Source organism: Sphingomonas sp. GW821-FHT04B01 (assembly GCF_059420425.1).
Genome location: NZ_JBWKTR010000003.1, coordinates 162,828 through 189,431 on the forward strand (window position 1 = coordinate 162,828; position 26,604 = coordinate 189,431).

Annotated in this window: 25 protein-coding genes; 18 read left to right on the top strand and 7 right to left on the bottom strand. The window is 69.3% G+C overall.

Translation table 11 applies throughout. From position 1 onward, the window contains the following. Positions 1 to 111: 111 nt before the first annotated feature. A complete protein-coding gene (locus AC07UH_RS09620; protein WP_495180475.1) occupies positions 112 to 2,322 on the bottom strand; it encodes a S9 family peptidase in 2,211 nt (736 codons plus the stop codon). 231 nt (positions 2,323 to 2,553) lie between these two features. On the opposite strand from AC07UH_RS09620, the gene AC07UH_RS09625 reads away from it, so the two are divergent. From AC07UH_RS09625 to AC07UH_RS09645, 5 genes are all read left to right on the top strand, one after another. Continuing rightward, positions 2,554 to 3,213 (top strand): DUF6975 family protein, encoded by a 660-nt coding sequence (locus AC07UH_RS09625; RefSeq protein ID WP_495179997.1) that lies wholly within the window; start codon positions 2,554 to 2,556, stop codon positions 3,211 to 3,213. Positions 3,214 to 3,290: 77 nt separating this feature from the next. Continuing rightward, entirely contained in the window at positions 3,291 to 4,136 is an 846-nt protein-coding gene (locus tag AC07UH_RS09630) for an AAA family ATPase (protein ID WP_495179996.1), read from the top strand. 173 nt (positions 4,137 to 4,309) lie between these two features. Next, the gene (locus AC07UH_RS09635) at positions 4,310 to 4,819 is read left to right on the top strand and encodes a CHAP domain-containing protein (protein ID WP_495189824.1); all 510 of its coding nucleotides are present in this window, start codon (positions 4,310 to 4,312) and stop codon (positions 4,817 to 4,819) included. A gap of 31 nt (positions 4,820 to 4,850) precedes the next feature. Continuing rightward, complete coding sequence (locus tag AC07UH_RS09640) at positions 4,851 to 6,029, top strand: vWA domain-containing protein (protein WP_495179994.1); 1,179 nt, start codon at positions 4,851 to 4,853, stop codon at positions 6,027 to 6,029. Between the two features lie 47 nt (positions 6,030 to 6,076). Beyond that, positions 6,077 to 6,313, top strand: coding sequence for a hypothetical protein (locus tag AC07UH_RS09645; protein ID WP_038660207.1), 237 nt, complete (start codon positions 6,077 to 6,079; stop codon positions 6,311 to 6,313). A 218-nt stretch (positions 6,314 to 6,531) separates the two neighbouring features. On the opposite strand, the gene AC07UH_RS09650 is transcribed toward AC07UH_RS09645, so the two are convergent. Next, positions 6,532 to 7,617 carry an anhydro-N-acetylmuramic acid kinase gene (locus AC07UH_RS09650; RefSeq protein WP_495180474.1) on the bottom strand — a complete coding sequence of 362 codons (1,086 nt, stop codon included), beginning with the start codon at positions 7,615 to 7,617 and terminating at the stop codon, positions 6,532 to 6,534. A 120-nt stretch (positions 7,618 to 7,737) separates the two neighbouring features. Here AC07UH_RS09650 and rimO point away from each other — a divergent pair, with 120 nt between their 5' ends. Continuing rightward, complete coding sequence (gene rimO, locus AC07UH_RS09655; protein ID WP_495179993.1) at positions 7,738 to 9,063, top strand: 30S ribosomal protein S12 methylthiotransferase RimO; 1,326 nt, start codon at positions 7,738 to 7,740, stop codon at positions 9,061 to 9,063. A 60-nt stretch (positions 9,064 to 9,123) separates the two neighbouring features. On the opposite strand, the gene AC07UH_RS09660 is transcribed toward rimO, so the two are convergent. Further along, positions 9,124 to 9,615, bottom strand: coding sequence for a P-loop nucleotide/nucleoside kinase family protein (locus AC07UH_RS09660; protein ID WP_137897006.1), 492 nt, complete (start codon positions 9,613 to 9,615; stop codon positions 9,124 to 9,126). A gap of 306 nt (positions 9,616 to 9,921) precedes the next feature. Between AC07UH_RS09660 and AC07UH_RS09665 the strand changes: the two genes are divergently transcribed. The 4 genes from AC07UH_RS09665 to AC07UH_RS09680 all read left to right on the top strand — a co-directional run bounded on the left by AC07UH_RS09665 (position 9,922) and on the right by AC07UH_RS09680 (position 13,735). Then, entirely contained in the window at positions 9,922 to 11,313 is a 1,392-nt protein-coding gene (locus AC07UH_RS09665; RefSeq protein ID WP_495189823.1) for a serine hydrolase domain-containing protein, read from the top strand. A 1-nt stretch (position 11,314) separates the two neighbouring features. Continuing rightward, complete coding sequence (locus tag AC07UH_RS09670) at positions 11,315 to 12,679, top strand: leucyl aminopeptidase family protein (RefSeq protein WP_495179991.1); 1,365 nt, start codon at positions 11,315 to 11,317, stop codon at positions 12,677 to 12,679. Next, positions 12,676 to 13,185, top strand: coding sequence for a DUF2867 domain-containing protein (locus AC07UH_RS09675; RefSeq protein WP_495179990.1), 510 nt, complete (start codon positions 12,676 to 12,678; stop codon positions 13,183 to 13,185). Before AC07UH_RS09670 ends, AC07UH_RS09675 begins: the two co-directional genes overlap by 4 nt. Positions 13,186 to 13,267: 82 nt before the next feature. After that, entirely contained in the window at positions 13,268 to 13,735 is a 468-nt protein-coding gene (locus AC07UH_RS09680; protein ID WP_495179989.1) for a DUF1203 domain-containing protein, read from the top strand. On the opposite strand, the gene AC07UH_RS09685 is transcribed toward AC07UH_RS09680, so the two are convergent. After that, complete coding sequence (locus AC07UH_RS09685; RefSeq protein ID WP_495189822.1) at positions 13,732 to 14,493, bottom strand: energy transducer TonB; 762 nt, start codon at positions 14,491 to 14,493, stop codon at positions 13,732 to 13,734. The two genes, AC07UH_RS09680 and AC07UH_RS09685, sit on opposite strands and share 4 nt — an antisense overlap. Before the next feature lie 47 nt (positions 14,494 to 14,540). Then, positions 14,541 to 15,287: a triose-phosphate isomerase gene (tpiA, locus tag AC07UH_RS09690; RefSeq protein ID WP_495179987.1), complete on the bottom strand. Its 747-nt coding sequence runs from the start codon at positions 15,285 to 15,287 to the stop codon at positions 14,541 to 14,543. A gap of 109 nt (positions 15,288 to 15,396) precedes the next feature. Between tpiA and AC07UH_RS09695 the strand changes: the two genes are divergently transcribed. Together AC07UH_RS09695 and trpE are read left to right on the top strand one after the other, a co-directional pair. Then, positions 15,397 to 17,358 (top strand): peptidylprolyl isomerase, encoded by a 1,962-nt coding sequence (locus tag AC07UH_RS09695; RefSeq protein ID WP_495179986.1) that lies wholly within the window; start codon positions 15,397 to 15,399, stop codon positions 17,356 to 17,358. A gap of 1 nt (position 17,359) precedes the next feature. After that, on the top strand, positions 17,360 to 18,862 hold the full coding sequence (gene trpE / locus AC07UH_RS09700) for an anthranilate synthase component I (protein WP_495179985.1): 1,503 nt from the start codon (positions 17,360 to 17,362) through the stop codon (positions 18,860 to 18,862). A gap of 39 nt (positions 18,863 to 18,901) precedes the next feature. Here the strand turns inward: trpE and AC07UH_RS09705 are convergent, their stop codons facing one another. Further along, positions 18,902 to 19,324 (bottom strand): hypothetical protein, encoded by a 423-nt coding sequence (locus tag AC07UH_RS09705; RefSeq protein WP_038660231.1) that lies wholly within the window; start codon positions 19,322 to 19,324, stop codon positions 18,902 to 18,904. A gap of 151 nt (positions 19,325 to 19,475) precedes the next feature. Between AC07UH_RS09705 and AC07UH_RS09710 the strand changes: the two genes are divergently transcribed. Genes AC07UH_RS09710 through lexA form a run of 6 tightly spaced genes read left to right on the top strand, consistent with a single transcriptional unit; the run spans position 19,476 to position 24,217 of the window. Further along, positions 19,476 to 20,060 (top strand): anthranilate synthase component II, encoded by a 585-nt coding sequence (locus tag AC07UH_RS09710; protein WP_038666493.1) that lies wholly within the window; start codon positions 19,476 to 19,478, stop codon positions 20,058 to 20,060. Continuing rightward, on the top strand, positions 20,057 to 21,052 hold the full coding sequence (gene trpD / locus AC07UH_RS09715; protein WP_495179984.1) for an anthranilate phosphoribosyltransferase: 996 nt from the start codon (positions 20,057 to 20,059) through the stop codon (positions 21,050 to 21,052). Before AC07UH_RS09710 ends, trpD begins: the two co-directional genes overlap by 4 nt. Further along, on the top strand, positions 21,049 to 21,825 hold the full coding sequence (gene trpC / locus AC07UH_RS09720; protein ID WP_495179983.1) for an indole-3-glycerol phosphate synthase TrpC: 777 nt from the start codon (positions 21,049 to 21,051) through the stop codon (positions 21,823 to 21,825). The genes trpD and trpC overlap by 4 nt, the downstream gene beginning before the upstream one ends. Further along, positions 21,822 to 22,289, top strand: coding sequence for a cyclic pyranopterin monophosphate synthase MoaC (gene moaC, locus AC07UH_RS09725; RefSeq protein WP_495179982.1), 468 nt, complete (start codon positions 21,822 to 21,824; stop codon positions 22,287 to 22,289). The genes trpC and moaC overlap by 4 nt, the downstream gene beginning before the upstream one ends. A gap of 4 nt (positions 22,290 to 22,293) precedes the next feature. Further along, positions 22,294 to 23,475, top strand: a complete 1,182-nt coding sequence (locus AC07UH_RS09730) for a molybdopterin molybdotransferase MoeA (RefSeq protein WP_495179981.1) — start codon at positions 22,294 to 22,296, stop codon at positions 23,473 to 23,475. A 58-nt stretch (positions 23,476 to 23,533) separates the two neighbouring features. Further along, positions 23,534 to 24,217: a transcriptional repressor LexA gene (gene lexA / locus AC07UH_RS09735; RefSeq protein WP_495179980.1), complete on the top strand. Its 684-nt coding sequence runs from the start codon at positions 23,534 to 23,536 to the stop codon at positions 24,215 to 24,217. A gap of 201 nt (positions 24,218 to 24,418) precedes the next feature. Here the strand turns inward: lexA and AC07UH_RS09740 are convergent, their stop codons facing one another. Beyond that, positions 24,419 to 26,527, bottom strand: coding sequence for a ComEC/Rec2 family competence protein (locus tag AC07UH_RS09740; RefSeq protein ID WP_495179979.1), 2,109 nt, complete (start codon positions 26,525 to 26,527; stop codon positions 24,419 to 24,421). Positions 26,528 to 26,604 lie beyond the last annotated feature (77 nt).

The window sequence follows — 26,604 nt, forward strand, 5'->3', positions numbered from 1 at the left end:
TGCCGGACTCGATCCGGCATTCCGCTTCTTCCAACCGATGGAAAGAAGCGGGACCCCGGCGCAAGGCCGGGGTGACGGAGGCATTCGCACCGGAGAAACAGGGGCGCGCCTCTATTTCTTGTTCTTCACGGTCCGGTCGAGGAATTCGAGGATCGTTCCCCACAGATGCTGGCTGACCCCCGGCCCCGCCACGCGGTGCGTATAGCCGGGGTAGAACATCATCTCGAACGGCGTCGCGGTCGCCTGCATCCGCGCCGCTACCTTGGTCGAATTGTCGAGGAAGACGTTGTCGTCCGCCATGCCGTGGATCAGCAGCAGCGGATCGCGGATCTTCGACGCCTCCTCGACCGCCGCCGAACCCGCATAGCTCTGCGGGTCCTTCGCCGGATCGCCGAGATAGCGTTCGGTGTAATGCGTGTCGTACAGCTGCCAGTCGGTCACCGGCGCGCCCGATACCGCCGCGGCATAGACCCCCGGCGTCTTCTCGAGCATCTTGAGCGACATATAGCCGCCATACGACCAGCCATAAGTGGCGATCCTGCCGCCATCGACGAACGGCAGCGACTTCAAGTAATTCGCCCCGGCGAGCTGATCCTCGACCTCGACCGTGCCCATCGCGTGATAGATCTGATCCTCGAACGCCTTGCCGCGATTGTACGAACCGCGATTGTCGATCTTGAAATAGACCCAGCCCTGGCTGACCAGATATTGCGGCAATGCGCCCTGCCAGCCGCGCGTCACCTGCTGACCGGTGCCGGGGCCGCCGTAATGTTCGAAGAATACGGGGTATTTTTTGCCGGCGACGAGCGGCGGCGTGATCATCTCCCAATAGAGCGTCGTGCCGTCGGCGGCCTTGATCGTCCCGAACTTGGTCGGCTGATGCTGCGCGAGGAACGGGAAATAGGGATGGCCCGCAACCACCGCATTCTCGTTGATCCACGCGATCCGCTTGCCGCTGGTGTCGGCCATATAGACCTGCGTCGGCTGTGAGGAATTGGACCGCGACACGATGAAGCGGCTCGCCGCCTTGTCCATCGTCGCGCTGTTGGTCCAGCCGCGCTCGGTCAGCCGTTCGATCGCATTGGGTTTGGCGATGTCGACCGCATAGAGATGCTGTTCGAGCACGTCGTCCTTCAGCCCGGTGAAATACAGCCGCCCCTTCTGCTCGTCGACGCCGACCAGCCCGGTGACCACCCACGGCCCCTTGGTCAGCTGCGTCCACTTGCCGCCCGGCGTCCAGCGATAGAGATGGCCGTAGCCGTCGCGCTCGGAGCGCCAGATCAGGCTGCCGTCCTTCATCGGCTGATAGTCGTCCGACAAATTGAGCCAGCTCTTTGCGCCCGACTTTTCGGTGAACAGCACGCTCGCCTTGCCCGTCTCCGGGTCGACGCGCAGCATGTCGAGCGTCTTCTGGTCGCGGCTCTGCCGCTGCACCAGCAGGGTCTTGCCGTCGGGCGTCCAGTCGACCCGCGCCAGATAGATGTCGGGGTTGCTGCCGAGATCGACCTTGACCTGCCCCGATCCGTCCGGCCGCATCACGTACAGCTCGACCAGCACGTTGGGCGTTCCCGCCGCGGGATAGCGCTGCTCATAGGTCTTGGTCCCCGCCGCGCCGATCGATGCGCGGGTAAAGACGTGGACCGGCGCTTCGTCGAACTTCTCGACCGCGATGAACCGCTCGTCGGGCGACCACCAATAGCCGGTGGTGCGATGCATTTCCTCCTGCGCGACGAACTCCGCCTCGCCGAAGTGGATCGTGCCGCCGCCGCCCTGCGTCACCGCGCGTGCCGCGCCACCGGCGAGCGGCTGCGCGAACAGATTCTGGTCGCGCACGAAGCTGACATAGCCGCCCTTCGGCGACACGACCGGATTGAGTTCGCCGCCCGGCGTCTGCGTCAGCCGCCGTACCTGCCCGTCGAGCGACGCCAGATACAGGTCGCCGTCGAGCGGCACGAGGATCGCCTTGCCGTCGGGCGAGAAATCATAGGCGACGATGCCCTTCGACCCGCCGATCCGCGCGCGTTCGCGCTGCATCTTCTCCGCCTCGCTCAGCTCGGCGCCGCTGCCGACCGTCTTGCTGTCGACCAGCATCCGCTCGGCGCCGGTGCGCGTGTCGCGCGCCCACAAATCGGTGCGCTCCTTCTCGTCGGCGCGCGGACGCAGGAAGGTGAGCAGGGTCCCGTCGGGCGACAGCCGCACGCCACGCGGCTGCGAGCCCGACAGATCGGGGCTGCCGAACACCCGCGCCAGCGTCAGCGCGCCGCCTTCGGGCGCCGCCGCGGGCCGAGTCGCGGCGGTCTGCGCCCCCGCCTCAACGGTCATCGCCACGCTTCCCACCGACGCGAGCGCCAAGGCCACGATCCATCCCCGCATCCACCTTCTCCAAAAACAACGAGTTGGCGTTCTTACGGCACGGCCCGCCCGCGTAAAGACGGAATGAGACAGGGTTACCGACGCATAAACCGTCTCTTTACTCGCTTCGGTATAGTTAGTGGGTAGACAAGGGACCAAGTCGGACCGGCTTGGCGGCACGATATCGATTAGCGGGACAGCATGTTGGACACGGCACAGAAGGGTGGGCAAGCGAGCGCTTGGGACGTGGTGACCGAGCTCGGCGAGGCCGACGGCAGCGTGGCGCATCCGCATCTCAGCCTGCTCATCTCGCCCGCCGCCGCCTCGCGCGATCTGTCCGACGCGGTCCACGCGCTCTGCGCCGTCCACGGTGACCCACCCGGCCTCGCGGTCGAGGCGCGCACCTTCTGCGTCCAGCCCGACGCCTGCGACTGGCTGACCGCGGTCGCCGACGCCTTCGTCGGGGAGCGCGGCTATATCGCCCGCCTCGCCGCCGCCGCCGGCCCCACCCCCTCGACGCCGGGCCAGGCCGAGACCGAGGCGGCGCTGATCGCCAGCCGCCACGCGCTCGAGACGCTCGCCCGCTCCGAACGCCGCGGCTGCGCGACCGGCGCGGTCGCCGCTTTGGTGCACGACTGGACGACGATCCGCCTGCTGCTCGATCACGCCGCCGAACGGTTCGGCGTCGAGCCGGTCCCCGCCGGCTTCCCGTCGCTCGCCGAGACCGCATCGAGCGTCACGATGCTCGGCGCGACGCTGGCCACCGAACGGGCGGTCCGCTTCGGCGCGCAGCAGTTGCTCGCGCAGCATCGCGCGTTGTGGGACCTGCTCGAAGCCCGCGCCAGCGCGCGCAACGGCTGAGCCGGCCCTCGCGTCGCTTGCGCGGCGCGACGCGATGCGCCAACCAGATTCCCGACACTCCACCGTCGGGAACGGCCATGAAGCGCTTCGAAGGCACGCAAAGCTATGTCGCGACCGACGACCTGAAGGTCGCGGTCAACGCCGCGGTGACGCTGCGCCGCCCCTTGCTGGTCAAGGGCGAACCGGGCACCGGCAAGACCGTCCTCGCCTATGAAATCGCCAAGGCGACCGGTGCCGAGCTGATCGAGTGGAACGTCAAGTCGACCACCAAGGCGCAGCAGGGCTTGTACGAATATGACGCGGTCGCCCGGCTGCGCGACGGCCAGCTCGGCGACGAACGCGTCCACGACATCGCCAATTACATCCGCCGCGGCAAATTGTGGGAGGCGTTCTCCCGGCTGACCCCGCCGGTGCTGCTGATCGACGAGATCGACAAGGCGGACATCGAATTCCCCAACGACCTGTTGCAGGAACTCGATCGGATGGAATTCCACGTCTACGAGACGAAGGAGACGGTGCGCGCGGTCGAACGGCCCATCGTCGTCATCACCAGCAACAACGAGAAGGAGCTGCCCGACGCCTTCCTGCGCCGCTGCTTCTTCCATTACATCAAATTCCCCGATCGCGAGACGATGCAGGCGATCGTCGACGTCCACTTCCCGGGCATCCAGAAGATCCTGGTGAGCAAGGCGATGGACGTCTTCTACGAGGTCCGCGACGTGCCGGGCCTCAAGAAGAAGCCGAGTACCAGCGAATTGCTCGACTGGCTCAAGCTACTGCTCCACGAGGACATGCCGCTCGACATCCTCCAGAACCGCGACCCGACCAAGGCGATCCCGCCGCTGCACGGCGCGCTGCTGAAGAACGAACAGGACATCATGCTGTTCGAACGGCTGGCGTTCATGGCCAAGCGGCAGCGCTGAGCCGCATACCACCACCCATCGTTCCGCCCCTGCAACGACCGGCAACTTTTTGCCGCTTTATTGCGCGTTAACCATGACTGCCAATCTGCCAGTCATCCGCAATGACGTAACTCGCCCCAATGCGGGGCTTATTTCCCAGGTGCGGCCTGCTGGTCGCTGCCGCACAGGCGGCAATGCTTGCCGCCCCTCTCGGCGCGTCGGCCGGGCTGCTCGACTATGTCGGGCAGTGCGTGCCGTTCGCGCGTGCCGCATCGGGGATCGAGATCTACGGTGATGCCTGGACGTGGTGGAACCAGGCCGAGGGTCGCTACGACCGCGGCCATCGTCCGCGCCAGGGTTCGGTGATCGTCTTCGCCAAGACCGGCCGCCTGCCGCTCGGTCATGTCGCGGTGGTCAGCCGCGTCGTCGAGCGTCGCGTGCTGATGCTCACCCACGCCAATTGGTCGCGCCAGAACGGCAAGCGCGGCCATGCCGAACAGGACGTCACACTGTACGACGTATCGCCGGGCAACGACTGGAGCGAGGTCAAGGTCTGGTATCGCGATGTCGAGGGACTCGGCGGCGGCATCTACCCGGTCAAGGGCTTCATCTACGGCGGCCACCCCTCGCCGCAACTCACCAGCCGCAACCCCGATTACGTCGGCGCGCTGATCGACGCCTACGTCCCCGGCGCCGGCCGGTAGACACGCGCCGCGGCACCCCTAAGATGCCGCCATGTTCCTCGCCTTCCTCGACGAGCTTCGCGCCGCCGGCATCCCGGCCAGCCTCAAGGAGCATCTCGTCCTGCTCGAGGCGCTCGACGCCGAGGTGATCGACCGCACGCCGGAGGCCTTCTACTATCTCGCCCGCGCTACCTATGTGAAGGACGAGGGGCTGCTCGACCGCTTCGATCAGGTTTTCGCCAAGGTCTTCCGCGGCATCGCCACCAGCTACGGCGCCGAGACGGCGGACCTGCCCGAAGACTGGCTGAAGGCGGTCGCCGAGCAATATCTCACCCCCGAGGAGATGGCGCGGATCGAATCGCTGGGCTCGTGGGACGAGATCATGGCGACGCTCAAACAGCGGCTCGCCGAACAGGAAGGGCGCCATCAGGGCGGCAGCAAATGGATCGGCACCGGCGGCACCAGCCCGTTCGGCAACGGCGGCTACAATCGGGAAGGCGTCCGCATCGGCGGCGAGAGCCGCCACCATCGCGCGATCAAGGTCTGGGACCAGCGCGAATTCCGCAACCTCGATTCGACGCGCGAGCTCGGCACACGCAACATCAAGGTCGCGCTGCGCCGCCTGCGCCGTTTCGCGCGCGAGGGCGCGGCGGACGAACTCGATATCGACGGCACGATCGACGGCACCGCGCGCCAGGGCTGGCTCGACGTGCGGATGCGCCCCGAACGGCGCAATGCGGTCAAGCTGCTGCTGTTCCTCGATGTCGGCGGCTCGATGGACCCGTGGGTGACGCTGTGCGAGGAATTGTTCAGCGCCGCCACCGCCGAGTTCAAGAACCTCGAATTCTTCTACTTCCACAATTGTCCCTATGAAGGCGTGTGGAAGGACAATCGCCGGCGCTTTTCCGAACGCACGCCGCTGTGGGACGTGCTTCATAAATTCGGCCACGATTACAAGCTCGTCCTCGTCGGCGACGCATCGATGAGCCCGTATGAGATCAGCCATCCGGGCGGCTCGGTCGAGCATAACAACGAAGAGGCCGGCGCGACGTGGATGCAGCGGCTGACCAACACCTATCCGGCCGCGGTGTGGCTCAATCCCCTCCCATCACCGCAATGGGGCTACAGTCCGTCGATCCGCATGATCCGCGAGCTGATGAGCGAGCGCATGTACCCGCTGACGCTCGCCGGACTCGACGACGCGATGCGCGAACTGACCCGCAAACGGTAGCGCACGGTCGGCGTCTTTGATAGAATAGGTCCATATCGGGGAGACTCATGATGCGTTGCCTGCCGTTGCTCATCGCACTCGTTCCCACGCTTGCCGCGGCACAGCCGACGAAGCCGAAGCCGCCGCTCGTCGACAGATGCGAACGGCCGAGCACCCGCCAGGTGTCGGGCGCGGTCAAGCCCGGCCTCCACAAGCTCGGCGAACTGCCGCCGGCCAAGCCGATCTACACCGTGGTCCGGGAGATCGACGGCTGCCCGACCCCGGTCAGCGTTCGCCCACGCTGAAATCTCGGAACGCTTCGCGACCACATGCTCCGCGAAGGGCGATACCCTATCAGTGCTCCCGCGAAAGCGGGAGCCCAGGAGTCACGAACGGCATCAGGCGTTGCTCTGCTTAACCGTGGGTTCCCGCTGTCGCGGGGACACTGGAGGTGGCGTCAAGCAGAGCATCGCTGAGCCGATCGCTGCCATTGCAGCGTCCATGTCGTCCAACGCGGCACGCGCTACGGCCGGCTCACCACCCCACCGGGCAGCGGTGCCGCCACCCCGGTTGTCCCCGGAAAGCTGATCGGCAGACCGCGCAGCGTTCGCACCGCCATATAGGCGAAGCCCTCCGCCTCCATCGCATCGCCGTTCCAGCCCAGCGCATCGCTCGGTTCGGGCGTCAGCCCGGTCCGTTCGCCGATCATCCGCAGCAAGGTCGGGTTATGCCGGCCGCCGCCCGCGACGATCAGCCGCCGCAGCCGCGCCGGCAGCCGGTCGATCGCCTCGTTGACGCTCGCCGCGGTGAAGGCGGTCAGCGTTGCGGCGCCGTCCGCCGCCGCAAGCCCGCGCGCCGGCTGGATGGTGAAATCATTGCGATCGAGGCTCTTCGGCGGTGCCAGTTCGAAGAAGGGATGGTCGAGCATGCCGGTCAGCACCGCCTCGTCGACCTGCCCCGCCGCCGCCAGCGCACCGTCCGCGTCGAAGCGCGCGCCGGTCTCCGCCTCGACCCAGCTGTCGATCAGCCCGTTCGCCGGCCCGGTATCGAAGGCGACGAGCGTCCCGTCCGCGCCGACGAAGGTGATGTTCCCCACCCCGCCGAGGTTGAGCACCGCCACCGGCTTGTCCAGCCCCGCGACCAGCGCGGCATGATAGACCGGTAGCAGCGGCGCCCCCTGCCCGCCCGCGGCGACGTCGGCGCTGCGGAAGTCGCTGACCACCGCGATGCCCGTCGCCCGCGCCAGCACCGCGCCGTCGCCGATCTGCCACGTCCAGCCGCGATCGGGGCGATGCGCCACCGTCTGGCCGTGATAGCCGATCACGTCGACCGCCGCCGCCTCGACGCCCGCCTCGCGTAGCAATTTGTGGACGGCGAAGGCATGCGTCCGGTCGATCAGCTCGCCCGCCGCGACCAGATCGGGGCTCGCCCGCGGCCGGTCGAAGGTCAGCGCCAGCGTCGTCGCCGCGGCGAGCTGCGCGCGCGCCGCATCCGAATAGGCCTCGCCGCGAAACGCCAAGGCGCGCACCTGTCCCTCGCCATCGGTCTCGATCAGCGCCGCATCGATCCCGTCGAGCGACGTTCCGGACATCAACCCTATTGCCAGCATCAAACGTCACTCCCCTGCCGCCGCTGTGCCGCCTGCCCCCGCCGGTGTCGAGCGACGAACGACGCCGGACACGGCACCATCTGGCAAAAGCGCGGCGAAACGCCTATGTGCGCCTCTCTCATGGCAACTCGTCTCCCCTCCCCGCCGCGCGTCGGCATGGTGTCGCTCGGCTGTCCCAAGAATCTGGTCGACAGCGAACGCATCCTCACGCAGCTGCGCGCCGACGGCTATCAGATGTCCGCCGATTACGCCGGCGCCGACGTCGTGCTGGTCAACACCTGCGGCTTCCTCGATTCGGCGAAGGAGGAAAGCCTCGAGGCGATCGGCGAGGCGATCGCCGAGAACGGCCGCGTCATCGTCACCGGCTGCATGGGCAAGGAGGCCGAGGTGATCCGCGCCCGCTTCCCGCAGGTGCTCGCGGTTACCGGCGCGCATCAGTACGAACAGGTCGTCGAGGCGGTGCACGAGGCGGCGCCCGCTCACCTCTCGCCCTATATCGACCTGATCCCCGACGCCGGGCTCAAGCTGACCCCGCGCCATTACAGCTATCTGAAGATCTCGGAGGGCTGCAACCACCGCTGTTCGTTCTGCATCATCCCGAGCCTGCGCGGCGATCTCGTCAGCCGCCGCCCCGACGCGATCCTGCGCGAGGCGGAAAAGCTCGTCGCCGCCGGCACGCGCGAACTACTGGTCATCAGCCAGGACACCAGCGCCTACGGCATCGACATCCGCAAGGAGCCGCGGCTGTGGAAGGGGCAGGAGGTCGTGCCGCACATGACCGACCTCGCCCGCGAGCTCGGCAGGATCGCCCCCTGGGTCCGCCTCCACTACGTCTATCCCTATCCGCACGTCGATCAGGTCATCCCGCTGATGGCCGAGGGGCTGGTGCTCCCCTATCTCGACATTCCGTTCCAGCATGCCGCGCCGTCGGTGCTCAAGCGCATGAAGCGCCCCGGCAACGACGCCAAGGTCCTGAGTCGCATCCACCAGTGGCGCGAGATCTGCCCGGACATCGCGATCCGCTCGACCTTCGTCGTCGGCTTCCCCGGCGAGACCCAGGCGGACTTCGAATACCTGCTCGACTGGCTCGACGAGGCGCAGCTCGACCGCGTCGGCGCGTTCCGCTTCGAGCCGGTCGAGGGCGCCGCCGCCAACCTCCTGCCCGATCACGTGCCGGAGGAGGTGAAGGAGGAGCGCTACCAGCGGATCATGGCGAAGACCGCCGCGATCAGCGCCGCCAAGCTCGCCGCGAAGATCGGCCGCACCCTCCCCGTCATCATCGACGAAGTGGGTGAAGAAGGTGCCACCGGCCGCAGCCAGGCCGACGCCCCCGAGATCGACGGCCAGGTCTTCCTGCGCGACGCCGCGCATCTGGCGGTCGGCGACATCGTCCCGGTGGCGATCGAGGATGCCGACGAGCACGACCTGTACGGCGTACCGGTTTGACGCGAGGCGGTTCGGGTCCTCTCCCGTTGCGCGGTTAACGTCGCGGGAGAGGACGGATGGCTAGGGTCGATGCAGAACGACGTCGAACCCTTCCTCGGGTGCCGGCGGAACGAAATGCTTCGTGATCTGCGCGAAATCGTCGTCGCTCACGGTAAATTCGTGCGTGCCGTCGTCATTCCGCCGGCGTAATCGGGATTTGCAGACGTCATCCGGAACGTCGAGATAATGAAGTTGGTGAGCACATCCCGCCTCTTCGAACACGGCGCGCATCCATGCCCGGCTTGCCGGTGTATTCGCCGGAAAGTCCAACACCACGGATAATCCCGCCCGCAACAGATCGACCAGATGCGCGCGCATCGCATCGCGCAGGCGCGCTGCGTTCCGAACATAGTCGGCGAGACTGTTCTGCTCGCCCGGATACAGGCGTGCCAGCCAGTAATCTTCCTTCACGACGATCGTGCGGGGCTGTTGTCCCAAAGCCGTCGTCAGCGTGGATTTCCCGGCAGCGATCTTGCCGCACATGAGGTGCAGCGTCGGTTGTTCCAAAGACATGGTTCGATACCCTTCGCAGATGCACGCAGCATCGTGATAGTCACAAGCGGATAGACCCGGCCCGACGCATCAGGCCGGGTGGTTAATTCGTCCGCTGTTCGCAATCGCGATGGGAATGACGAAAGGCATGGCACGAAGATGCCACCCCTCCTTTCGCTAGTCCAGCGTGAGATGGCATCGAAGGCCGGTGTTCGAACCACGACGGTGCCGCTTCCTGATATCACCGTAGGACACCGCCAGCCGCGCTCGACGCCCGCCCGCCGATTTCACTTTCGCCAGACCACCCGGATGTGGCAGCCTTCCGCGATGTTTCCAAAGACGCTCGCGACGCTCGCTCTCCTCCTCACCGCCAGCCCCCTCGCCGCCCAGACGCTCACCCCCGCCGAACGGACCGCGGTCGACACGGTCGTCGCCGATGCGCTCGCCACGACCGGCACGCCCTCGGCGCAGGTCGCGATCGTGCGCGGCGGGCGGATCGTGCTGACCAAGGCCTATGGCAAGCAATCGGACCGCGACGCCGCACGCCCCGACGCGCCCTATCAGATCGCCTCGATCTCGAAGCAGTTCACCGCCGCCGCGCTGCTGCTGCTCGAGGACGACGGCAAAGTGTCGCTGGACGACACCGTCGCCAAATGGCTGCCGGGGATCAGCGGCGGCGATCGGATCACCATCCGCCAGTTGCTAAGCCACACCTCGGGCCTGCAGGATTACTGGCCGCAGGACTACAGCTTCAAGGCGATGGAGACGCCGACCACGCCGCAGGCGATCGTCGATCGCTGGGCGAAGAAGCCGCTCGACTTCGCGCCCGGCACGCAATGGCAATATTCCAACACCGGCTATGTCGTCGCCGGCCTGATCGCCGAAAAGGCCGCGGGCGAGCCGTTGCTAACCCTCCTCGAACGCCGCGTCTTCAAGCCGCTCGGCATCACCGCGATCGATCAAGACAAGGCGATCGGCGCCCGTTTCCCCTCGGGCTATCACCGCAACGCGCTCGGCCCGGTCCGCGTCGCGCGTCCCGCCGCCGACGGCTGGCTCTATGCCGCGGGTGAGCTGTCGATGAGCGCCGGCGACCTCGCCAAATGGGACGTGGCGCGTCTGAACCGCGGCCTGCTCCCCGCCGACGACTGGGCAGCGCAGGAGAAGCCGGTGCTGCTCGCCGACGGCAGCACCACCAATTACGGCCTCGGCGTCAGCCTCGGTAAGCGCGCCGGCCAGCCCTATGTCGAGCATAGCGGCGAGGCGGTCGGTTTCCTGTCGGAGAATATCGTCTATCCCGAGCAGAAAGCGGCGATCGTCGTGTTGACCAACGCCGATTTCGGCAACGCCTTCGTCAGCATCGCGCAGGGCATCGCCAAGGTCGTCCTTCCCGCCGATGCGGACGCCACCGAGGCGGCGAAGACCAAAGCGGCGCGCGCAATGTTCGACGCACTGCGCGGCGGCACCCTCGACCGCTCGCTGCTCACCGCCAACGCCTCTTATTATTTCACGCCGCAGGTGCTCGCCGACTATCGCACCAGCCTGTCCGCGCTCGGCGTACCGACCAGCTTCGAGAAAGCGGGACAGACGCAATTGCGCGGCGGCTTCGTCCAGCGCCGCTACACCGTGACCTATCCCGACCGGAAGCTGTCGATCGGCACCTTCGCCGAGCCCGACGGCACCGAGCGCTACGAGCAATTCCTCGTCAGCCCGGCGACCTGATATGCCCGACACCCTGCTCCAGCCCGACCGCGGCCAGCCCGCCCGCCCCATCGCGCTGATCGCGCCTGACGCCTATGACGCATGGCTCGCCGCCCAGCCGCCACGCGTTCGCACCGCGCTCGCCGCGCAACGCTTCACCGGCAAGTCCGGTAGCCACGCCATCTACGCCGACGAGGACGTGCAGGCGATCGTCGTCGCCGCCGCAGCCGACGTCTGGACGCTGGCGAAGCTCGCCGAGGCGCTCCCCGCCGGCACCTATCGCGTCGGCGGTGCGATCGGCCCCGCCGCGCTCGGCTGGCTGCTCGGCCAATATCGCTTCGACCGCTATCGCAAGGCGGACGACACCGGCGCGCGCATCCTCCTGACGCAGGACGCCGCAGGTATCGAGGAGACCTTGCGCATAGCCGCCGCGACCGGCTGGGTGCGCGATCTCGTCAACACCGGCGCGGGCGACCTCGGCCCCGCCGAGCTGGAAGCCGCCGCCGAACGGCTGGCGCGCGATCATCAAGCGAGCGTCACCATCACTCGCGGCGACGCGCTCGCCACCGGCTATCCGCTGATCCACGCCGTCGGACAGGCGGCGGTCAAGGAGCGCGCGCCGCGGCTGATCGAGCTCGAATGGGGCGACCCCGCGCATCCGCGCATCGCCTTGGTCGGCAAGGGCGTGGTCTTCGATACCGGCGGGCTCGACATCAAGCCATCGGCCGGCATGCGGCTGATGAAGAAGGATATGGGCGGTGCGGCGCATGCGCTGGCGCTCGCCAGCCTCGTCATGGCGGCGCGGCTGCCGGTGCGCCTGCACCTGCTGATCCCGGCGGTGGAGAATGCGATCGCCGGCAACGCCTTCCGCCCCGGCGACGTGCTGCGCAGCCGCCTCGGCCCGACGATCGAGAACACCAACACCGATGCCGAAGGACGGCTGATCCTCGCCGATGCGCTCACCCGCGCCGGGGAGGCGCATCCCGAGCTGATCCTCGACTTCGCGACGCTGACCGGCGCGGCGCGCGTCGCGCTCGGCCCCGATTTGCCGCCGCTGTTCACCGACGACGAGACGCTCGCGGCGGACCTGCTCGCCGCCGGCACCGCGCTCGACGACCCGCTGTGGCGATTGCCGCTGTGGGACGGCTATGACGAGATGCTCAAGTCGGACATCGCCGACATGGTCAACGCCCCCGACGGTGGCTTCGCCGGCGCGATCACCGCCGCGCTGTTCCTGCGCCGCTTCGTGCCGAAGGACACGATCTGGGCGCATATGGACGTCTTCGCCTGGCGCCCCTCCGCCAAACCGGGTCGTCCGAAAGGCGGCGACGCCTATGCGCTGCGCGCCTGCTACGCGCTGCTCAAACGGCGCTATGGCACGCGGTGAGCGTCACCCGCCGCGATCCGCCCCACGCGAGCCGTATCGCGGACTGGTATGACGGCGCGGACCTGCTCGATTGCTATGCCGCGCCGCTGCCGCCCGGGCATGACGGCGATATCCGCACGATCGCGCGGGCGATCCTCGATCGGCCGAGCTGGTGGTTCCGCGCGCTGCTGGGGATACGCGACGGTTTCGCCCGCAGTACCGGCCTGCAGACGACAGGCGATATCCGCCGCGCGGTTTCCGCCGAGACGCGCGTCGCCTTCTTCCCGATCCGCGCCCAATCGGCGGACGAGATCATCCTCGGCGAAGACGACCGGCACCTCGATTTCCGCCTCTCGCTGCTGGCGGAGCGCGGCGCGGACGGGGCCGCCACCGTGTTCGCCACGACGGTGGTCCATTGTCGCAACCGGCTCGGCCGTGCCTATCTCGCCGCGATAACGCCATTCCACCATCTCGTCGTCCGATCGAGCCTCGGACGCGCGGAAGCCGCCGGCTTCGTCGCCGACTGACCTTCCGATTTTGATCGCAAGCAACGGGATGCCGACGGGTCGCCCGCGGCGCAGATGCAGCTCCACTTGAGAGGAGCCATCCATGTCCTTCCGTATCCTGGGCCTCGACCCGGCACCGTTCCGTCCCCTCGTCGGCCTGTCCGATGCCGCACTGGCGGCGCGGGGCGCGCGACGGTATGTCGTCGATGCGGACCCCGGCTTCCCCGACCGGATAGAGGTGCGCGATCTGGCGATCGGCAAAACCGCCATCCTGCTCAACTACGAACACCAGCCGGCCGACACGCCCTATCGCGCACGCCATGCCATCTTCATCGGCGAACGCGCGACGCAGGCGCTCGATCAGGTCGATGTCGTGCCGGAGGCGCTCCGCCGCCGCCCGATATCGCTGCGCGCCTTCACCGCGGCGGGGGAAATGACCGATGCCGATCTCGTCGATGGCGTGCACCTCGCCCCTCTGATCGACCGGATGCTGGCGGATCCGGCGGTCGCCTGCCTCCACGCGCATTATGCCAAGCGGGGATGCTACGCCGCCCGCATCGTCCGCGCCTAGCGATCGATCGTCGGCGGATCGATGTCCCATTGCTGGTCGCGCAGCACCGTCGAACGCACCGGCCGCCCGGCAGCATCGCGCCACGGATCGTAGCGGAAGCGCTTCTCGATCGCCGCACAGGTCACCTGATCCATCAGCGCACTGCCGCTCGAACGCGCGATCGTGCAGCCGGTGACGCGGCCGTTGGTCTCGACGCGATAGCGGACGCCGACGACGCCGCGAAAGCCGGTGTCGAGGATCGCGTCGGGGATGTCCGATCCCTTGATCCGGCCGCTGACCAGCCGCGGCACCTTTTCCCAGCCGCTGCCGTCGCCATCGCCGTCGCCGCCCGCGCCATTGCCGTCGCCGATCCCGCCGGCGCCGGTGCCCGGCCCCGCCCGGTCGGATGCGCCGGAGGTCGCCTGCGCGCCGATATTGGGCAGCGGCGCGACGACGATCGGCGGCGGTGGCGCGATCTGGACGATCGGCACCGGCGCGGTGACCTCGGTCGCCTTGGAGCGGAGATTGGGCGGCGCCGCCCGGCCGCTCGGCCGGTTGATCCGCTTGGGCGGCGGTATGACGCGCTCCGGCGGCGGCGGCTCGGGCGCGACGGTGAAGGTGGCCAGCGCGCTCTGCATCGGTGTGACGCCGCCCCGGAAGGCAAGCCCGAGCCACAGGACATAGCCGAGCGCCGCGACGATGACGGCGGTCAGAGCGGCGGCGCCGAGCCGTTCGCGTAGGGGAGCAGGCGCGATCACGATGGCAAGATGATGCCGCACCCCGCCTTTCGCAACGCTGACCGGGTTTCGGCGACCGCTCGCGCGCGCTACACCCCGGCCGCCGCCTCGATGATCGGCACGAACTTCGCGGCGGTCAGGCTCGCCCCGCCGACCAGCGCACCGTCGACATTGTCGCAGGCGAGGATCGTCGCGGCATTCTCCCCGGTCACCGATCCACCGTACAGGATGCGCACGCCGTCGGCGGCATCGCCGATCAGCGTGCGCAGCTTGGCGCGGGCGATCGCGTGGATCGCGCAGATCTGCTCCAGCGTCGGCGTGCGGCCCGTGCCGATCGCCCAGCGCGGTTCGTAGGCGAGCGTGAACCAGCTGCCGTCGGCATTGTCGGGGACCGACTTCTCGATCTGCGCCTGCACCACGCGTTCGGCGCGGTCGGCGTCGCGCTCCGCCTCGGTCTCGCCGCAGCAGGAGATGACGTGCAGCCCCTGCCGCCGCGCCGCCGCCGCCTTCGCCCAGGCGTCGTGGCTGGTCTCGCCCTGGTCCATCCGTCGCTCGCTGTGGCCGACGATGGTGAAGCGTGCGCCCGCCTCGGCGACCATCGCGGCCGAGACGCAACCGGTATGCGCGCCGCTGTCCGCCTCGTGCACGTCCTCGGCGCCGATCAGCAGCCCCGGTGCCCGTTCCGCCGCGGGCGCGATCAGCGTGAACGGCACCGCGACCATCACGTCGACGCTCGGCGCGCCGGCCGCCGCCGCGGCGATGCCGTCGAGTTCGGCGAGCGCGGCACGCGATCCGTTCATCTTCCAATTGCCCGCCACCAGCTTGCGCCGCGTCATCCGACCTCCTGTTTTACATGTTCAACAAACTGTGCCCGCCCGCGCGCTTGATGGCAAGCCGCTGCGCCCCTAAAGACGCTGCACTTCAAGAGGGACGATCGGCCTTTTCATGCTCAGCTTTTTCCGCCGGATCATCAATTCCAAGGCCGGCATCGTCGTCACCTTCATCGTCCTCGGCGTGATCGCGCTCGCCTTCGCGGCGGGCGACATCACCGGCTTGGCGGGGAATGGCACCAGCCTGTCGGGCAACAGCGTCGCCACCGTCGGCAGTCAGAAGGTCACCGCCACCGAGCTGCGCAGCCGCGTCCAGACCGAGCTGCAGGCGGCATCGCAGGAGGCCGCCCGCCAGCAGCAGCCGGCGCCGACGATGCAGCAACTGCTCGACCAGGGCGGATTGCAGGCGACACTCGACCGGACGATCAACGGCCTCGCGCTCGAAGCGTTCGGGCGCGGCCAGCATATGATCGTCAGCAAGCGCTCGGTCGACGGCGTGATCGCCAGCATCCCCGGCCTCCGCGGCCCCAACGGCCAGTTCGATCCCGCCAATTACCAGCGCCTGCTCGCCGACCAGAAGCTCACCGACGCGCAGGTCCGCACCGACATCGCCCGCGACATCATCGCGCAGCAGCTCATGCTGCCGACGCAGGGCGCGACGCAGGTGCCGATGAAGGTCGCGCTGCCCTACGCCTCGCTGATGCTCGAAAAGCGCTCGGGGCAGGTCGCCTTCGTCCCGGCCAAGGCGGTCGACACCGGCCCGGCGCCGACCGACGCCGAGCAGCAGGCCTTCTATCGCCGCAACATCCAGCGCTACACCGTGCCCGAGCGGCGCGTCGTCCGCTATGCGGTGGTGACGCCGGAGCAGGTCAAGGCGCGCGCGGTGCCGACCGACGCCGAGATCGCCGCCGCCTACAACCAGCAGCGCAGCCGCTTCGCCGCCGCCGAGAAGCGCGACATCAGCCAAGTGGTCGTCGCCGATCAGGCGGGGGCCAATGCGCTCGCCGCCAAGGTGAAGGCCGGCACCCCGATCGCCGATGCCGCACGCGCCGCCGGGCTGGAGCCCGCGGTGCAGACCGGTCTCACCAAGCCGGCCTATGCCGCCACGAGCAGCGCGGGTATCGCCGATGCCGCCTTCGCCGCGCCCAGCGGCGGGGTGATCGGCCCGGTGCGTGGTCCGCTCGGCTGGGTCGTCGCCCGCGTCGAGAAGATCGAACAGGTGCCGGGCAAGACGCTCGAACAGGCGAAGCCGGAACTCGTCGCCGAATTGTCGACGCGCAAGCTGCAACAGGCCCTCGCCGACGTGCACGATTCGCTCGACACCGCGCTCGGCAAGAACGCCACCTTCGACGAGGCCGTCGCCGACCAGAAGCTCAGCGCGCAGACCACGCCGCCGTTGCTCGCCAACGGCACCAACCCCGACGCCCCGGCGGCACGGCCCGACCCGGCGGTGGCGCCGATCGTCGCCGCCGCCTTCCAGATGGCGGAGGGTGATCCGGCGCAGCTGGTGCCGGTCGGCCAGGACGGCGGCTTTGCGGTCGTCGCGATCGGTCGCGTCGTCCGCGCCGCGCCGCGGCCGCTCGATCAGGTGAAGACGCAGGTGATCGCCGACGTCACCGCCGATCGCGCACGCACCGCCGCGCGCAAGCTGGCGACGGATATCCTCGCCAAGGTCAACAAGGGCACGCCTTTGGCGCAGGCGATGGCCGCCTCGGGCCGCGCGCTGCCGCCGGTGCAGACCGCCGGCGCCAGCCGTGCGCAGCTCGCCGCGGCGCAGGGCAACGTCCAGCCGCCGCTCGCGCTGCTCTTCTCGATGGCGAAGGGCAATGCCAAGCTGCTGGAGGCGCCGAACAACGCCGGCTGGCTGATCGTCAAGCTCGATACGATCGTTCCCGGCAATGCCGCCGGCACGCCCGCCGCCGTCGCTGGCGCACGCGGCAGCATCGCCCGCGTCGTTGGCCGCGAATATGCCGAGCAATTCGCGCGCGCGGTCCGCAATGCGGTCGGCGTCAAGACCGATGCCGCGGCGCTGGCACGCGTCCGCGCCGATCTCGCCGGCAACACCGGCGGCAATTGAGATGACGGCGACGACCGCCGCCGTCGAGACGCTCGCCGCCGGTCGCCCGGCGTTCGTCTGGCGGCGGCAGGTCGCCGACACCGAAACGCCGGTCGCCGCCGCGCTCAAGCTGATCGAGCCAGGGCGCGGCGACTATCTGCTCGAATCGGTCGAAGGCGGCGCGACGCGCGGGCGGCACAGCCTGATCGGCCTCGCCCCCGACCTCGTCTTCCGCGCGCACGGCGATACCGCCGAGATCAACCGACATTGGGCCACCGACCGCGACGCTTTCGTACCGACCGGCGTCCCGACGCTAGAGGCGCTGCGCAAGCTGGTCGCCGAATGCCGGGGCGACGTGCCCGCCGAACTGCCCAAGGCGCTCGCCTGCCTCGTCGGCTATTTCGGTTATGAGACGATCCGGCTGGTCGAACGGCTCGAAGCGCCCGCCGCCGATCCGCTCGGCCTGCCCGACATGCTGTTCGTCCGTCCGACGGTGATCTGCGTGTTCGACCGGCTCGCCGACGCGCTTTATCTCGTCGCGCCGGTGTGGCCCGATGCGGCACGCGACCCGGCGAAGCTCGTCGCCGATGCGGAGGAACGGCTCGACGGCGTCGCCGCCCGCCTCGCCAATACGCCGCTGCCCGCACCGGTACAGGCGGTTCCGGACGATCTCGCTTATACCCCGGCGATCCCGCCTGCCGATTACGCCCGCATGGTGAAGCGCGCGCAGGCCTATATCGCTGCCGGCGACATCTTCCAGGTGGTGCTGGCGCAGCGCTTCTCGGCGCCGTTCGCGCTGCCGCCGTTCGAGCTGTACCGCAGCCTCCGCCGGATCAACCCGTCGCCTTTCCTCTACCATCTCGACCTGCCCGGCTTCGCGCTGATCGGGTCGAGCCCGGAGATCCTCGTCCGCGTCCGCGACGGCGAGGTCACCATCCGCCCGATCGCCGGCACCCGTCCCCGCGGCAAGACCGCCGCCGAGGATGAGATCAACCGCGACAGCCTGCTCGCCGATCCCAAGGAACGCGCCGAGCATCTCATGCTGCTCGATCTCGGTCGCAACGACGTCGGCCGGTCCTCCGCGCCCGGCTCGGTGCGGGTGACGGCGAGTTATGGCATCGAGCTGTACAGCCATGTCATGCACATCGTCTCGAACGTCGTCGGGGTCCTGTCGCCCACCGCCGATGCGATCGATGCACTGCTCGCCGGATTTCCGGCCGGCACGGTCAGCGGCGCCCCCAAGGTGCGTGCCTGCCAGATCATCGCCGAGCTCGAACCCGAACGCCGCGGTGCCTATGCCGGTGGTGTCGGCTATTTCTCGCCCGACGGCTCGATGGACAGTTGCATCGTGCTGCGCACCGCGGTGGTGAAGGACGGCACGATCCACGCGCAGGCCGGCGCCGGCATCGTCGCCGACAGCGATCCCGCGTCGGAACAGCGCGAATGCGAGGCCAAGGCCGGCGCCATCCTCGCCGCCGCGCGCGATGCGGTCAGCCGCGCTGCCGAAGGCGGCTTCGGCCAGTAACCGCCGCCGCGTTTAGTCGCGGCGGCAGAAGATTAGCGATCAGGGGACCGAAGCATCGGCATCCTGCTTGGCACGACGCTCCGCCGCCCATTGGCGGTTGGTCGCCAGCGCACAGCCGCTCTGACCGCCGGTGCCGACCGGCGAACAGGTGTCGGGAAGGCCGCCGGCAGCCCGGCCGACCTGGTCCATCGTCGCGGCGCGATTGCCCCATGCCTGGTTCTTGGCCGGGATCGGACCGCTGTCGCGGAACTGCTTGGGGATGCGATAGGGCTGTTCGAGCGTCGAGCAGATGACGATCTCGGTATCGCTGCTTTGCGGGCATTTCTGGCCGACGCCGAGCGTGACCGCACGCACGCGCTGCGGCGGCGTGCCCGACCCTGCCGTATCCGCCACCGGCGCGCTCTGCGCACCGGCGACTGCGGGCAACGCGATCAAAGCGGCAATCATCAACGGGCGGAACATGGCATGCGTCTCCTTTGCGACTTCAACGTGCAGGCGACGCAGTTTCTCCCGGCGCGCGACACGGAGCGGTTATAAGCGCCCGCAGAATGCTACAGGATTGCCGGGACGCAACAGGCGTTGCACCGGCGCGGGCATCGTTTATGGCGGCGCGATGATCTTGGTCGTCGACAATTACGACAGCTTCACCTGGAACCTCGTCCATTATCTCATGGAGCTGGGCAGCGAGGTGGAGGTGGTGCGCAACGATGCCATTTCGGCGGGCCAGGCGCTGTCGTCGGGGGCCGAGGCGTTCCTGATCTCGCCCGGCCCGTGCACGCCGACCGAAGCGGGGGTCAGCCTCGATCTCGTCGCCGCCGCTGCCGATGCCGGCCGTCCGTTGCTCGGCGTCTGCCTCGGCCATCAGGCGATCGGCCAGCATTTCGGCGGCCGTGTCGAGCGCGGCGGGCTGATGCACGGCAAGACCTCGCCCGTCGCCCACGACGGTACCGGCCTGTTCGAGGGCCTGCCCTCGCCGTTCACCGCGACGCGCTACCACAGCCTGATCGTCAACGACGTGCCCGCGCCGCTGGTGGTGAATGCGCGCGCCGACGACGGCAACGTCATGGGCTTCCGCCACGCGACGCTGCCGATCCACGGCGTCCAGTTCCATCCCGAAAGCATCGCCACCGAACACGGCCATGCGATGCTCGCCAATTTTCTGCGGATTGCCGGCATCGCGGTCAAGGCGCCCGCGTGACGATCCTGACGCTGCTGCCCGATCCGTCGACGCCGCTGTCGCGCGAGAGCGCGGCGCAGGCCTTTGCCGACATCCTCGACGCGCGCGTGTCGGAAGAGGCGATCGCCGCCTTCCTCATCGCTTTGTCCGACCGCGGCGAGACCAGCATCGAGATCGCCGAGGCCGCGCGCGCCCTCCGCGCCCGCCTCATCCCGATCGCCGCCCCCGCCGGCGCGATCGACGTCTGCGGCACCGGCGGCGACGGTCATCACACGCTCAACGTCTCGACCGCGGTGGCGCTGGTCGTCGCGGCCTGCGGCGTGCCCGTCGCCAAGCACGGCAACCGCGCCGCCTCGTCCAAGGCGGGCGCCGCCGACACGCTCGAGGCGATCGGCCTCGACATGGAGGTCGCCGGCGCCACCGCCGAGGGCAGTCTCGCCGATCTCGGCATCGCCTTCCTGTTCGCCGCCAACCATCATCCCGCAATGGCGCGGATCACCCCGATCCGCCGCCGCATCGGCAAGCGCACCATCTTCAACCTGATGGGGCCGCTCGCCAATCCGGCGCATGTCACGCATCAGCTGATCGGCATCGCCCGCCCCGATTATGCCGGCCTCTATGCCGAGGCGCTCGACCAGCTCGGCACCGCCCGCGCCGCGGTGATCTCGGGCGAGGAGGGGCTCGACGAACTCTCCACCGCCGGCCCGAGCATCGCGGTCAACGTCGGCAGCGCGACATTGCCGGCCACGATCACGCCCGAGGATGCCGGCCTGCCGCGCCATCCGCTCGCCGCGATCCGCGGCGGCGACCCCGCCTATAACGCCGCCGCGCTGCGTCGCCTGCTTGCCGGCGAGGCGGGCGCCTATCGCGACGCGGTGCTGCTCAACGCCGCCGCCGCGCTGGTCGTCGCCGGCCACAGTCCCCATCTCACCGCCGGCGCGCACGCCGCCGCGGCCGCGCTCGACGACGGCCGCGCGGGCGCGCTGCTCGACCGCTGGATCGCCTACCGATGACCATCCTCTCCCGCATCATCGAAACCAAACGCGCCGAGGTCGCCGCACGCAAGGCGACCACGAGCCTCGCCGATCTCGACGCACGCATCGCCGCGGTGACCAAACCGCGCGGCTTCCGCGCCGCGCTCGACGCCAGGCCGGGCCACGCGCTGATCGCCGAGATCAAGAAGGCGAGCCCGTCGAAGGGCCTGATCCGCGCCGATTTCGATCCCCCCGCCCACGCCCGCGCCTATCAGGCGGGCGGCGCCGCCTGCCTGTCGGTGCTCACCGACGAGCAATGGTTCCAGGGCTCCGACGACTATCTCGTCGCCGCGCGCGCCGCCTGCGACCTGCCGGTGATCCGCAAGGATTTCATGGTCGATCCGTGGCAGGCGACCGAAAGCCGGTCGATCGGCGCCGACGCGATCCTCATCATCGTCGCCGCGCTCGACGACAACCAGATGGCGGAGATCGAGGCATCGGCGCGCGACTGCGGCATGGACGTACTGGTCGAGGTCCACGACGCGCACGAACTCGACCGCGCGCTCAAGCTCAAGTCGCGACTGATCGGCGTCAACAACCGCGACCTGCGCGATTTCACCGTCGATTTCGCCCGCACCTACGAACTGGTCGACAAGGCGCCCAAGGGCTGCACCTTCGTCGCCGAGAGCGGGCTCGAGACGCGCGCCGATCTCGACGCGATGGCCGCACACGGCGTGCACTGCTTCCTGATCGGCGAGGCGCTGATGCGCGCCGACGATGTCGAGGCCGCGACCCGCGCGATGATCGGATGAGCGGCCTCACCCATCTCGACGCCGACGGCGCCGCGCATATGGTCGATGTCGGCGACAAGGCGGTGACCAGCCGCCGCGCCGTCGCCACCGGCCATATCGCGGTCGCCGCGGATGCGCTCGCCGCGATCCGCGACGGTGCGGCGAAGAAGGGCGACGTGCTCGCCGTCGCCCGCGTCGCCGGCATCATGGCGGCGAAGAAGACCGCCGAGCTCATCCCGCTCTGCCATCCCCTCCCCCTCACCCGCGTCACGCTCGATCTGGTGCTCGACGACACCGGCATCACCGCCACCGCGCTCGCCGCGACCGACGGCAAGACCGGCGTCGAGATGGAGGCGCTCACCGCCGTCTCGGTCGCGCTGCTGACCATCTACGACATGGCGAAGGCGATGGACCGCGGCATGACGATCACCGGCATCCGCCTGCTCGAAAAGGCCGGCGGCAAGTCCGGCGACTGGCGCGCCTGACGCCATGGCCTTGCTGCCGATCGCCGAGGCGCAAGCCCGCCTGTTCGCCTCGGCGGCCCCGGTCGCCGTCGAAGAGGTACCGCTCGCTCAGGCGCACGGACGCTGGGCCGCCGCCGACGTCGTCGCCCGCCGGACACAGCCGGCGACCGATCTGTCGGCGATGGACGGCTATGCCATCCGCTTCGCCGACCTCCCCGGTCCCTGGACGCTGATCGGCGAAAGCGCCGCCGGCCGCCCCTTCGCCGGCGCGGTCCGCCCGGGCGAAACGGTTCGGATCTTCACCGGCGCGGCGATGCCCGCGGGCGCCGACACGGTGATGATCCAGGAGGAAGTCGCCGCCGACGGCACGGCGATCCTGCTGATCGGCGAAGGTCCGCCGACGCACGGCCGCAACACCCGCCGCCGCGGCCTCGATTTCACCACCGGTGACCGGCTGATCGCGCAGGGCGAGCGGCTGACCGCCGCGCGGATCGCGGTCGCGGCGACCGGCGGGGTGGCGACGATCGCCGTCCACCGCCGCGTGCGGGTCGCGATCTGCGCGACCGGCGACGAATTGGTCGAGCCCGGCCGCGGCGCCTCGGCCGACGTGCTCCCCGAATCGAACCGCGCGATGCTGGCGGCGCTGCTCGCCGACCTGCCGATCGAGTTGATCGACCTCGGCATCCTCCCCGACGATCTCGGCACGTTGCGGGACGCCTTCGCCGGTGTCGATGCCGATTTGCTCGTCACCACCGGCGGCGCTTCGGTCGGCGACCACGATCTCGTCCGCCCGGCGCTCGAGGCCGCCGGCGGCAGCATCGACTTTTGGCGGATCGCGCTGCGCCCCGGCAAGCCGATGATGGCGGGCCGGCTCGGCGACACGATCCTGCTCGGCCTGCCCGGTAATCCGGTGTCCGCGTTTGTCACCGCCTTGCTGTTCGTCAAACCGCTGGTCGCGCGCCTCGCCGGCGCCGTCGACCCGCTACCGCGCACGACGATGACCATCCTCGGCGAGGATCTGCCCGCGAACGGCCCGCGCACCGACTATCTGCGCGCCGAGCTGCGCGACGGTCGCGCCTTTGCCTCGACCATCCAGGACAGTTCGATGCTCCTCACGCTCGCCCGCTCGCACTGCCTGATTGTGCGGCCGGTGGACGCGCCTGCCGCCAGTGCGGGCGACTCGGCAGAAATCCTCGTCATCGCTTGACGGGCGCTATCCTGTTCCCTAGAAGTTCCGCGTCTGTTCCGACGGGGAAGGTCCGCTCATGCTCACGCGCAAGCAACACGAGCTCGTTTGCTTCATCAACGACCGGCTGGAAGAAACCGGCATCTCGCCCTCGTTCGAGGAGATGAAGGAAGCGCTCGACCTGAAATCCAAATCGGGCGTCCACCGCCTGATCAGCGCGCTCGAGGAACGGCATTTCATCCGCCGCCTGCCCAACCGCGCCCGCGCGCTCGAAGTGCTGCGCATGCCGGAACGGTCGGAACGCAAGCCCGCGCCGGCCGCTCCGGCCGCGCCCCCTGCCAAGACCGGCAACGTCCGCCCCACGGCGACGCCGGCCAACGACGTCATCGAGATCCCGCTGCACGGCCGCATCGCCGCCGGCGTGCCGATCGAGGCGTTCGAGGGAAGCTCGATGCTCGCGGTGCCGGCCGCGCTGCTCGGTTCGGGCGAACATTATGCGCTGGAAGTATCGGGCGATTCGATGGTCGAGGCGGGTATTCTCGACGGCGACTATGCGCTGATCCGCCGGACCGAAGTCGCCCGCGACGGCGAGATCGTCGTCGCGCTGATCGACGACAGCGAGGCGACGCTCAAATATTTCCGTCGCGAGGGCGCGATGGTCCGGCTCGATCCGGCCAACCGCGCCTATGAACCGCAACGCTACGTGCCCTCGCACGTCCGCGTGCAGGGCAAATTGTCGGGCATCCTGCGCCGCTACGATTGAGCCGCCGGCGGGATCGCATATGGGCCTCCATGTACGCCCAACGCTTTCCACCCTCTCTCGGTCACCCCGGACTTGTTCGAGACCTCTGGGAACGTCATCCCGGTGCTCCTGCGAAAGCAGGAGCCCAGGAGTCCGGAACGCCATACGCCGTTGTTCTGCTTGGCTCTGGACTCCTGCGTCCGCAGGAGCACTGGCGGACTTTCACGAGGCACCCCATCGACGCTTTCTATGGTGCTCGCCCGTCACCGCCGGCATGACCCGCACGGCAGCGAACCACGGATGTGCATCCCCGTCGCGCCGCACCGTCCGCACCTCGCCACCCGCGAAGGTCACCGCGACCCCGCCGATCCGCCGCAGCATCGGCGCGTCCAGCCGGAGCCAGCGCGGCCGGCACGCCCGCGGCAGATGGCGTTCGCTCACCACCACATCCGCACGCGCACAGGCCGTCGCGAGATCGTCGCGGTTCACCGGATACAGGCTCCGCGTCGCCAGCACCCGCCAGCGCCGCCCGCCCGCATCCACATCGGCCGCGCACGCATCGCGCGTGCAGCGCGCCGCCGCCTGCTCCCCCAATAGCATCCCCGCGTCGGCGCCGCCGTTTTCGGCGAGCATGTCCCGCGTATAGTCCCCGGCCCGATCACGCAGCAGCGCCAGACCGCCGCCGACACGCACCGCCATATGCCGCCCGTCGCCCGTCACCAGCAGGTCGGGCGCGGGCGTCAGCCACGTCCAGCCCGCACCGATGACGAGCGGTACCACGCCGAGCCGCCGCCACCGCGTCCGCCACAAAGCCAACCACAATCCCCCCGCCACCAGGAGCGCAAACGCCGCCGCCGGCATCGAAGGCAGCGCAAGCGACGATCCCGGCGCCGCGGCGACCGCATGCGCGAGGACCAGCAACAGGCGCAGGGCAATATCGGTCGCCCACCAGACCGGCCCGCCGCAGCCCAAGGCGTCGAGCAGCAGGGCGAGCGCCTCGAGCGGCATCACCACGAAGGTGGTGAGCGGGATCGCGACGATGTTCGCCGCCGCGCCGTAGAGCCCCGCTTTGTGGAAATGATAGACCGCGATCGGCATCAGCGCCGCCTCGACGACCAGCCCGGTGAGCAGCAGCGACGCCAGCGACCGCAGTACGCGAGCCATTCGCCCCTCCTCACGCGGCGCGAACCACGATTCGATACGCGGCTGCTCGTGCAGCGCGACGATCGCCGCGATCGCCGCGAAGGACAGTTGGAAGCTCGCGCCGGTCACCGCCTCCGGCCAGACGAGCAGCACCGTCATCGCGCCCGCGGCGACCAGCCGCAACGTCACCGCCTCGCGCCCGAGCACCAGTGCCCCCAGCACCAGCAGCGATGCGACGCAGGATCGGATCGTCGGCACCTGACTGCCGGTGAGCCAGGTATAGCCGATCGCCGCCAGCGCTCCTGCCGCCGCCGCGACCAGCGGCAACCGGACGCGGATCGCCAGCCACGGCCACAAGGCGAGCAGCCGCATGACCAGCAGCATCGTCGCGCCGACGGCTGCGGTGATGTGCAACCCGCTGACCGACAAGAGATGCGCGAGGCCGGCACGGCGCATCGCTTCCGAATCGTCCGGGGTGATCGCACCCTCGTCACCGGTGGCGAGCGCGGCCGCGATCCCGCCGCGGCTGCCGTCCAGCCGGGCGGTGATATGATCGGTCAGCCGCGTCCGCAGGCCACCCCCCGCCGGGGCGGGCCGGATCACCGTCACCGGCGCGAAACCACGCCCGTTCGCGCCGATACCCGCGAACCACGCCACCCGTGCGAAATCATAGGCGCCGGGCACCGCGGCGTCGGGCGGCGGCATCAGTCGCGCCCGCAGCCGGACGACCGCACCCGCCCCCACGTCCGCCGGTACGTCCGCTGCGGCGAGATTGACCCGCAGCCGCGTCGGCAGGCCCTGGCCGGCGTCGGCGCGGATCGTCAGCCGCATCAGTCCGCGTGCGATCAACGGCTCGGCCCGCTCGACGCTGCCGCGTACCACCGCGACGACCGGGCGCGCGAGCACCGGTTCGGCGACCCGCTCCGCCCGCCACCAGATCAGCGCCAAACCGGCGGCGACGGCCACGGCTCCGAGGGCGATGACCCGCGCAGCCCGGTCGCCGCGTGCCAGCCCGATGGCGGCGAACGCCGCTGCGGCGCACAGCAGCAACGTCGTCGTCCACGCCCGCGGATCGGGCAGCACGAACCACGCCGCGATCCCGCCACCGAATGCCACCGGCAGCCACAGCACCAACTGATCGCGTTCCGCCTCCAGCCATTCTTCGATACCGACGCGCAACCGTTCCATGGCGCGGGGCATTTGAAGGCGCAGAAGCCGCGTGCTAGGGCCCGCGGCGGCCGCTCCGGCCGTCACGTCTCGAACCT

What these genes read in the sequence shown, in the direction of transcription:
- trpE (WP_495179985.1), top strand. Translation starts at nt 17,360, where the DNA reads ATGACGGCGACGACCGCCGCCGTCGAGACGCTCGCCGCCGGTCGCCCG.
- AC07UH_RS09670 (WP_495179991.1), top strand. Translation starts at nt 11,315, where the DNA reads ATGCCCGACACCCTGCTCCAGCCCGACCGCGGCCAGCCCGCCCGCCCC.
- AC07UH_RS09645 (WP_038660207.1), top strand. Translation starts at nt 6,077, where the DNA reads ATGATGCGTTGCCTGCCGTTGCTCATCGCACTCGTTCCCACGCTTGCC.
- tpiA (WP_495179987.1), bottom strand. Translation starts at nt 15,287, where the DNA reads ATGACGCGGCGCAAGCTGGTGGCGGGCAATTGGAAGATGAACGGATCG.
- AC07UH_RS09730 (WP_495179981.1), top strand. Translation starts at nt 22,294, where the DNA reads ATGGCCTTGCTGCCGATCGCCGAGGCGCAAGCCCGCCTGTTCGCCTCG.
- AC07UH_RS09625 (WP_495179997.1), top strand. Translation starts at nt 2,554, where the DNA reads ATGTTGGACACGGCACAGAAGGGTGGGCAAGCGAGCGCTTGGGACGTG.
- trpC (WP_495179983.1), top strand. Translation starts at nt 21,049, where the DNA reads ATGACCATCCTCTCCCGCATCATCGAAACCAAACGCGCCGAGGTCGCC.
- AC07UH_RS09660 (WP_137897006.1), bottom strand. Translation starts at nt 9,615, where the DNA reads ATGTCTTTGGAACAACCGACGCTGCACCTCATGTGCGGCAAGATCGCT.
- AC07UH_RS09640 (WP_495179994.1), top strand. Translation starts at nt 4,851, where the DNA reads ATGTTCCTCGCCTTCCTCGACGAGCTTCGCGCCGCCGGCATCCCGGCC.
- AC07UH_RS09705 (WP_038660231.1), bottom strand. Translation starts at nt 19,324, where the DNA reads ATGTTCCGCCCGTTGATGATTGCCGCTTTGATCGCGTTGCCCGCAGTC.
- moaC (WP_495179982.1), top strand. Translation starts at nt 21,822, where the DNA reads ATGAGCGGCCTCACCCATCTCGACGCCGACGGCGCCGCGCATATGGTC.
- AC07UH_RS09740 (WP_495179979.1), bottom strand. Translation starts at nt 26,527, where the DNA reads ATGGAACGGTTGCGCGTCGGTATCGAAGAATGGCTGGAGGCGGAACGC.
- AC07UH_RS09650 (WP_495180474.1), bottom strand. Translation starts at nt 7,617, where the DNA reads ATGCTGGCAATAGGGTTGATGTCCGGAACGTCGCTCGACGGGATCGAT.
- AC07UH_RS09680 (WP_495179989.1), top strand. Translation starts at nt 13,268, where the DNA reads ATGTCCTTCCGTATCCTGGGCCTCGACCCGGCACCGTTCCGTCCCCTC.
- lexA (WP_495179980.1), top strand. Translation starts at nt 23,534, where the DNA reads ATGCTCACGCGCAAGCAACACGAGCTCGTTTGCTTCATCAACGACCGG.
- AC07UH_RS09695 (WP_495179986.1), top strand. Translation starts at nt 15,397, where the DNA reads ATGCTCAGCTTTTTCCGCCGGATCATCAATTCCAAGGCCGGCATCGTC.
- AC07UH_RS09710 (WP_038666493.1), top strand. Translation starts at nt 19,476, where the DNA reads ATGATCTTGGTCGTCGACAATTACGACAGCTTCACCTGGAACCTCGTC.
- AC07UH_RS09620 (WP_495180475.1), bottom strand. Translation starts at nt 2,322, where the DNA reads ATGACCGTTGAGGCGGGGGCGCAGACCGCCGCGACTCGGCCCGCGGCG.
- AC07UH_RS09635 (WP_495189824.1), top strand. Translation starts at nt 4,310, where the DNA reads ATGCTTGCCGCCCCTCTCGGCGCGTCGGCCGGGCTGCTCGACTATGTC.
- rimO (WP_495179993.1), top strand. Translation starts at nt 7,738, where the DNA reads ATGGCAACTCGTCTCCCCTCCCCGCCGCGCGTCGGCATGGTGTCGCTC.
- AC07UH_RS09630 (WP_495179996.1), top strand. Translation starts at nt 3,291, where the DNA reads ATGAAGCGCTTCGAAGGCACGCAAAGCTATGTCGCGACCGACGACCTG.
- AC07UH_RS09665 (WP_495189823.1), top strand. Translation starts at nt 9,922, where the DNA reads ATGTTTCCAAAGACGCTCGCGACGCTCGCTCTCCTCCTCACCGCCAGC.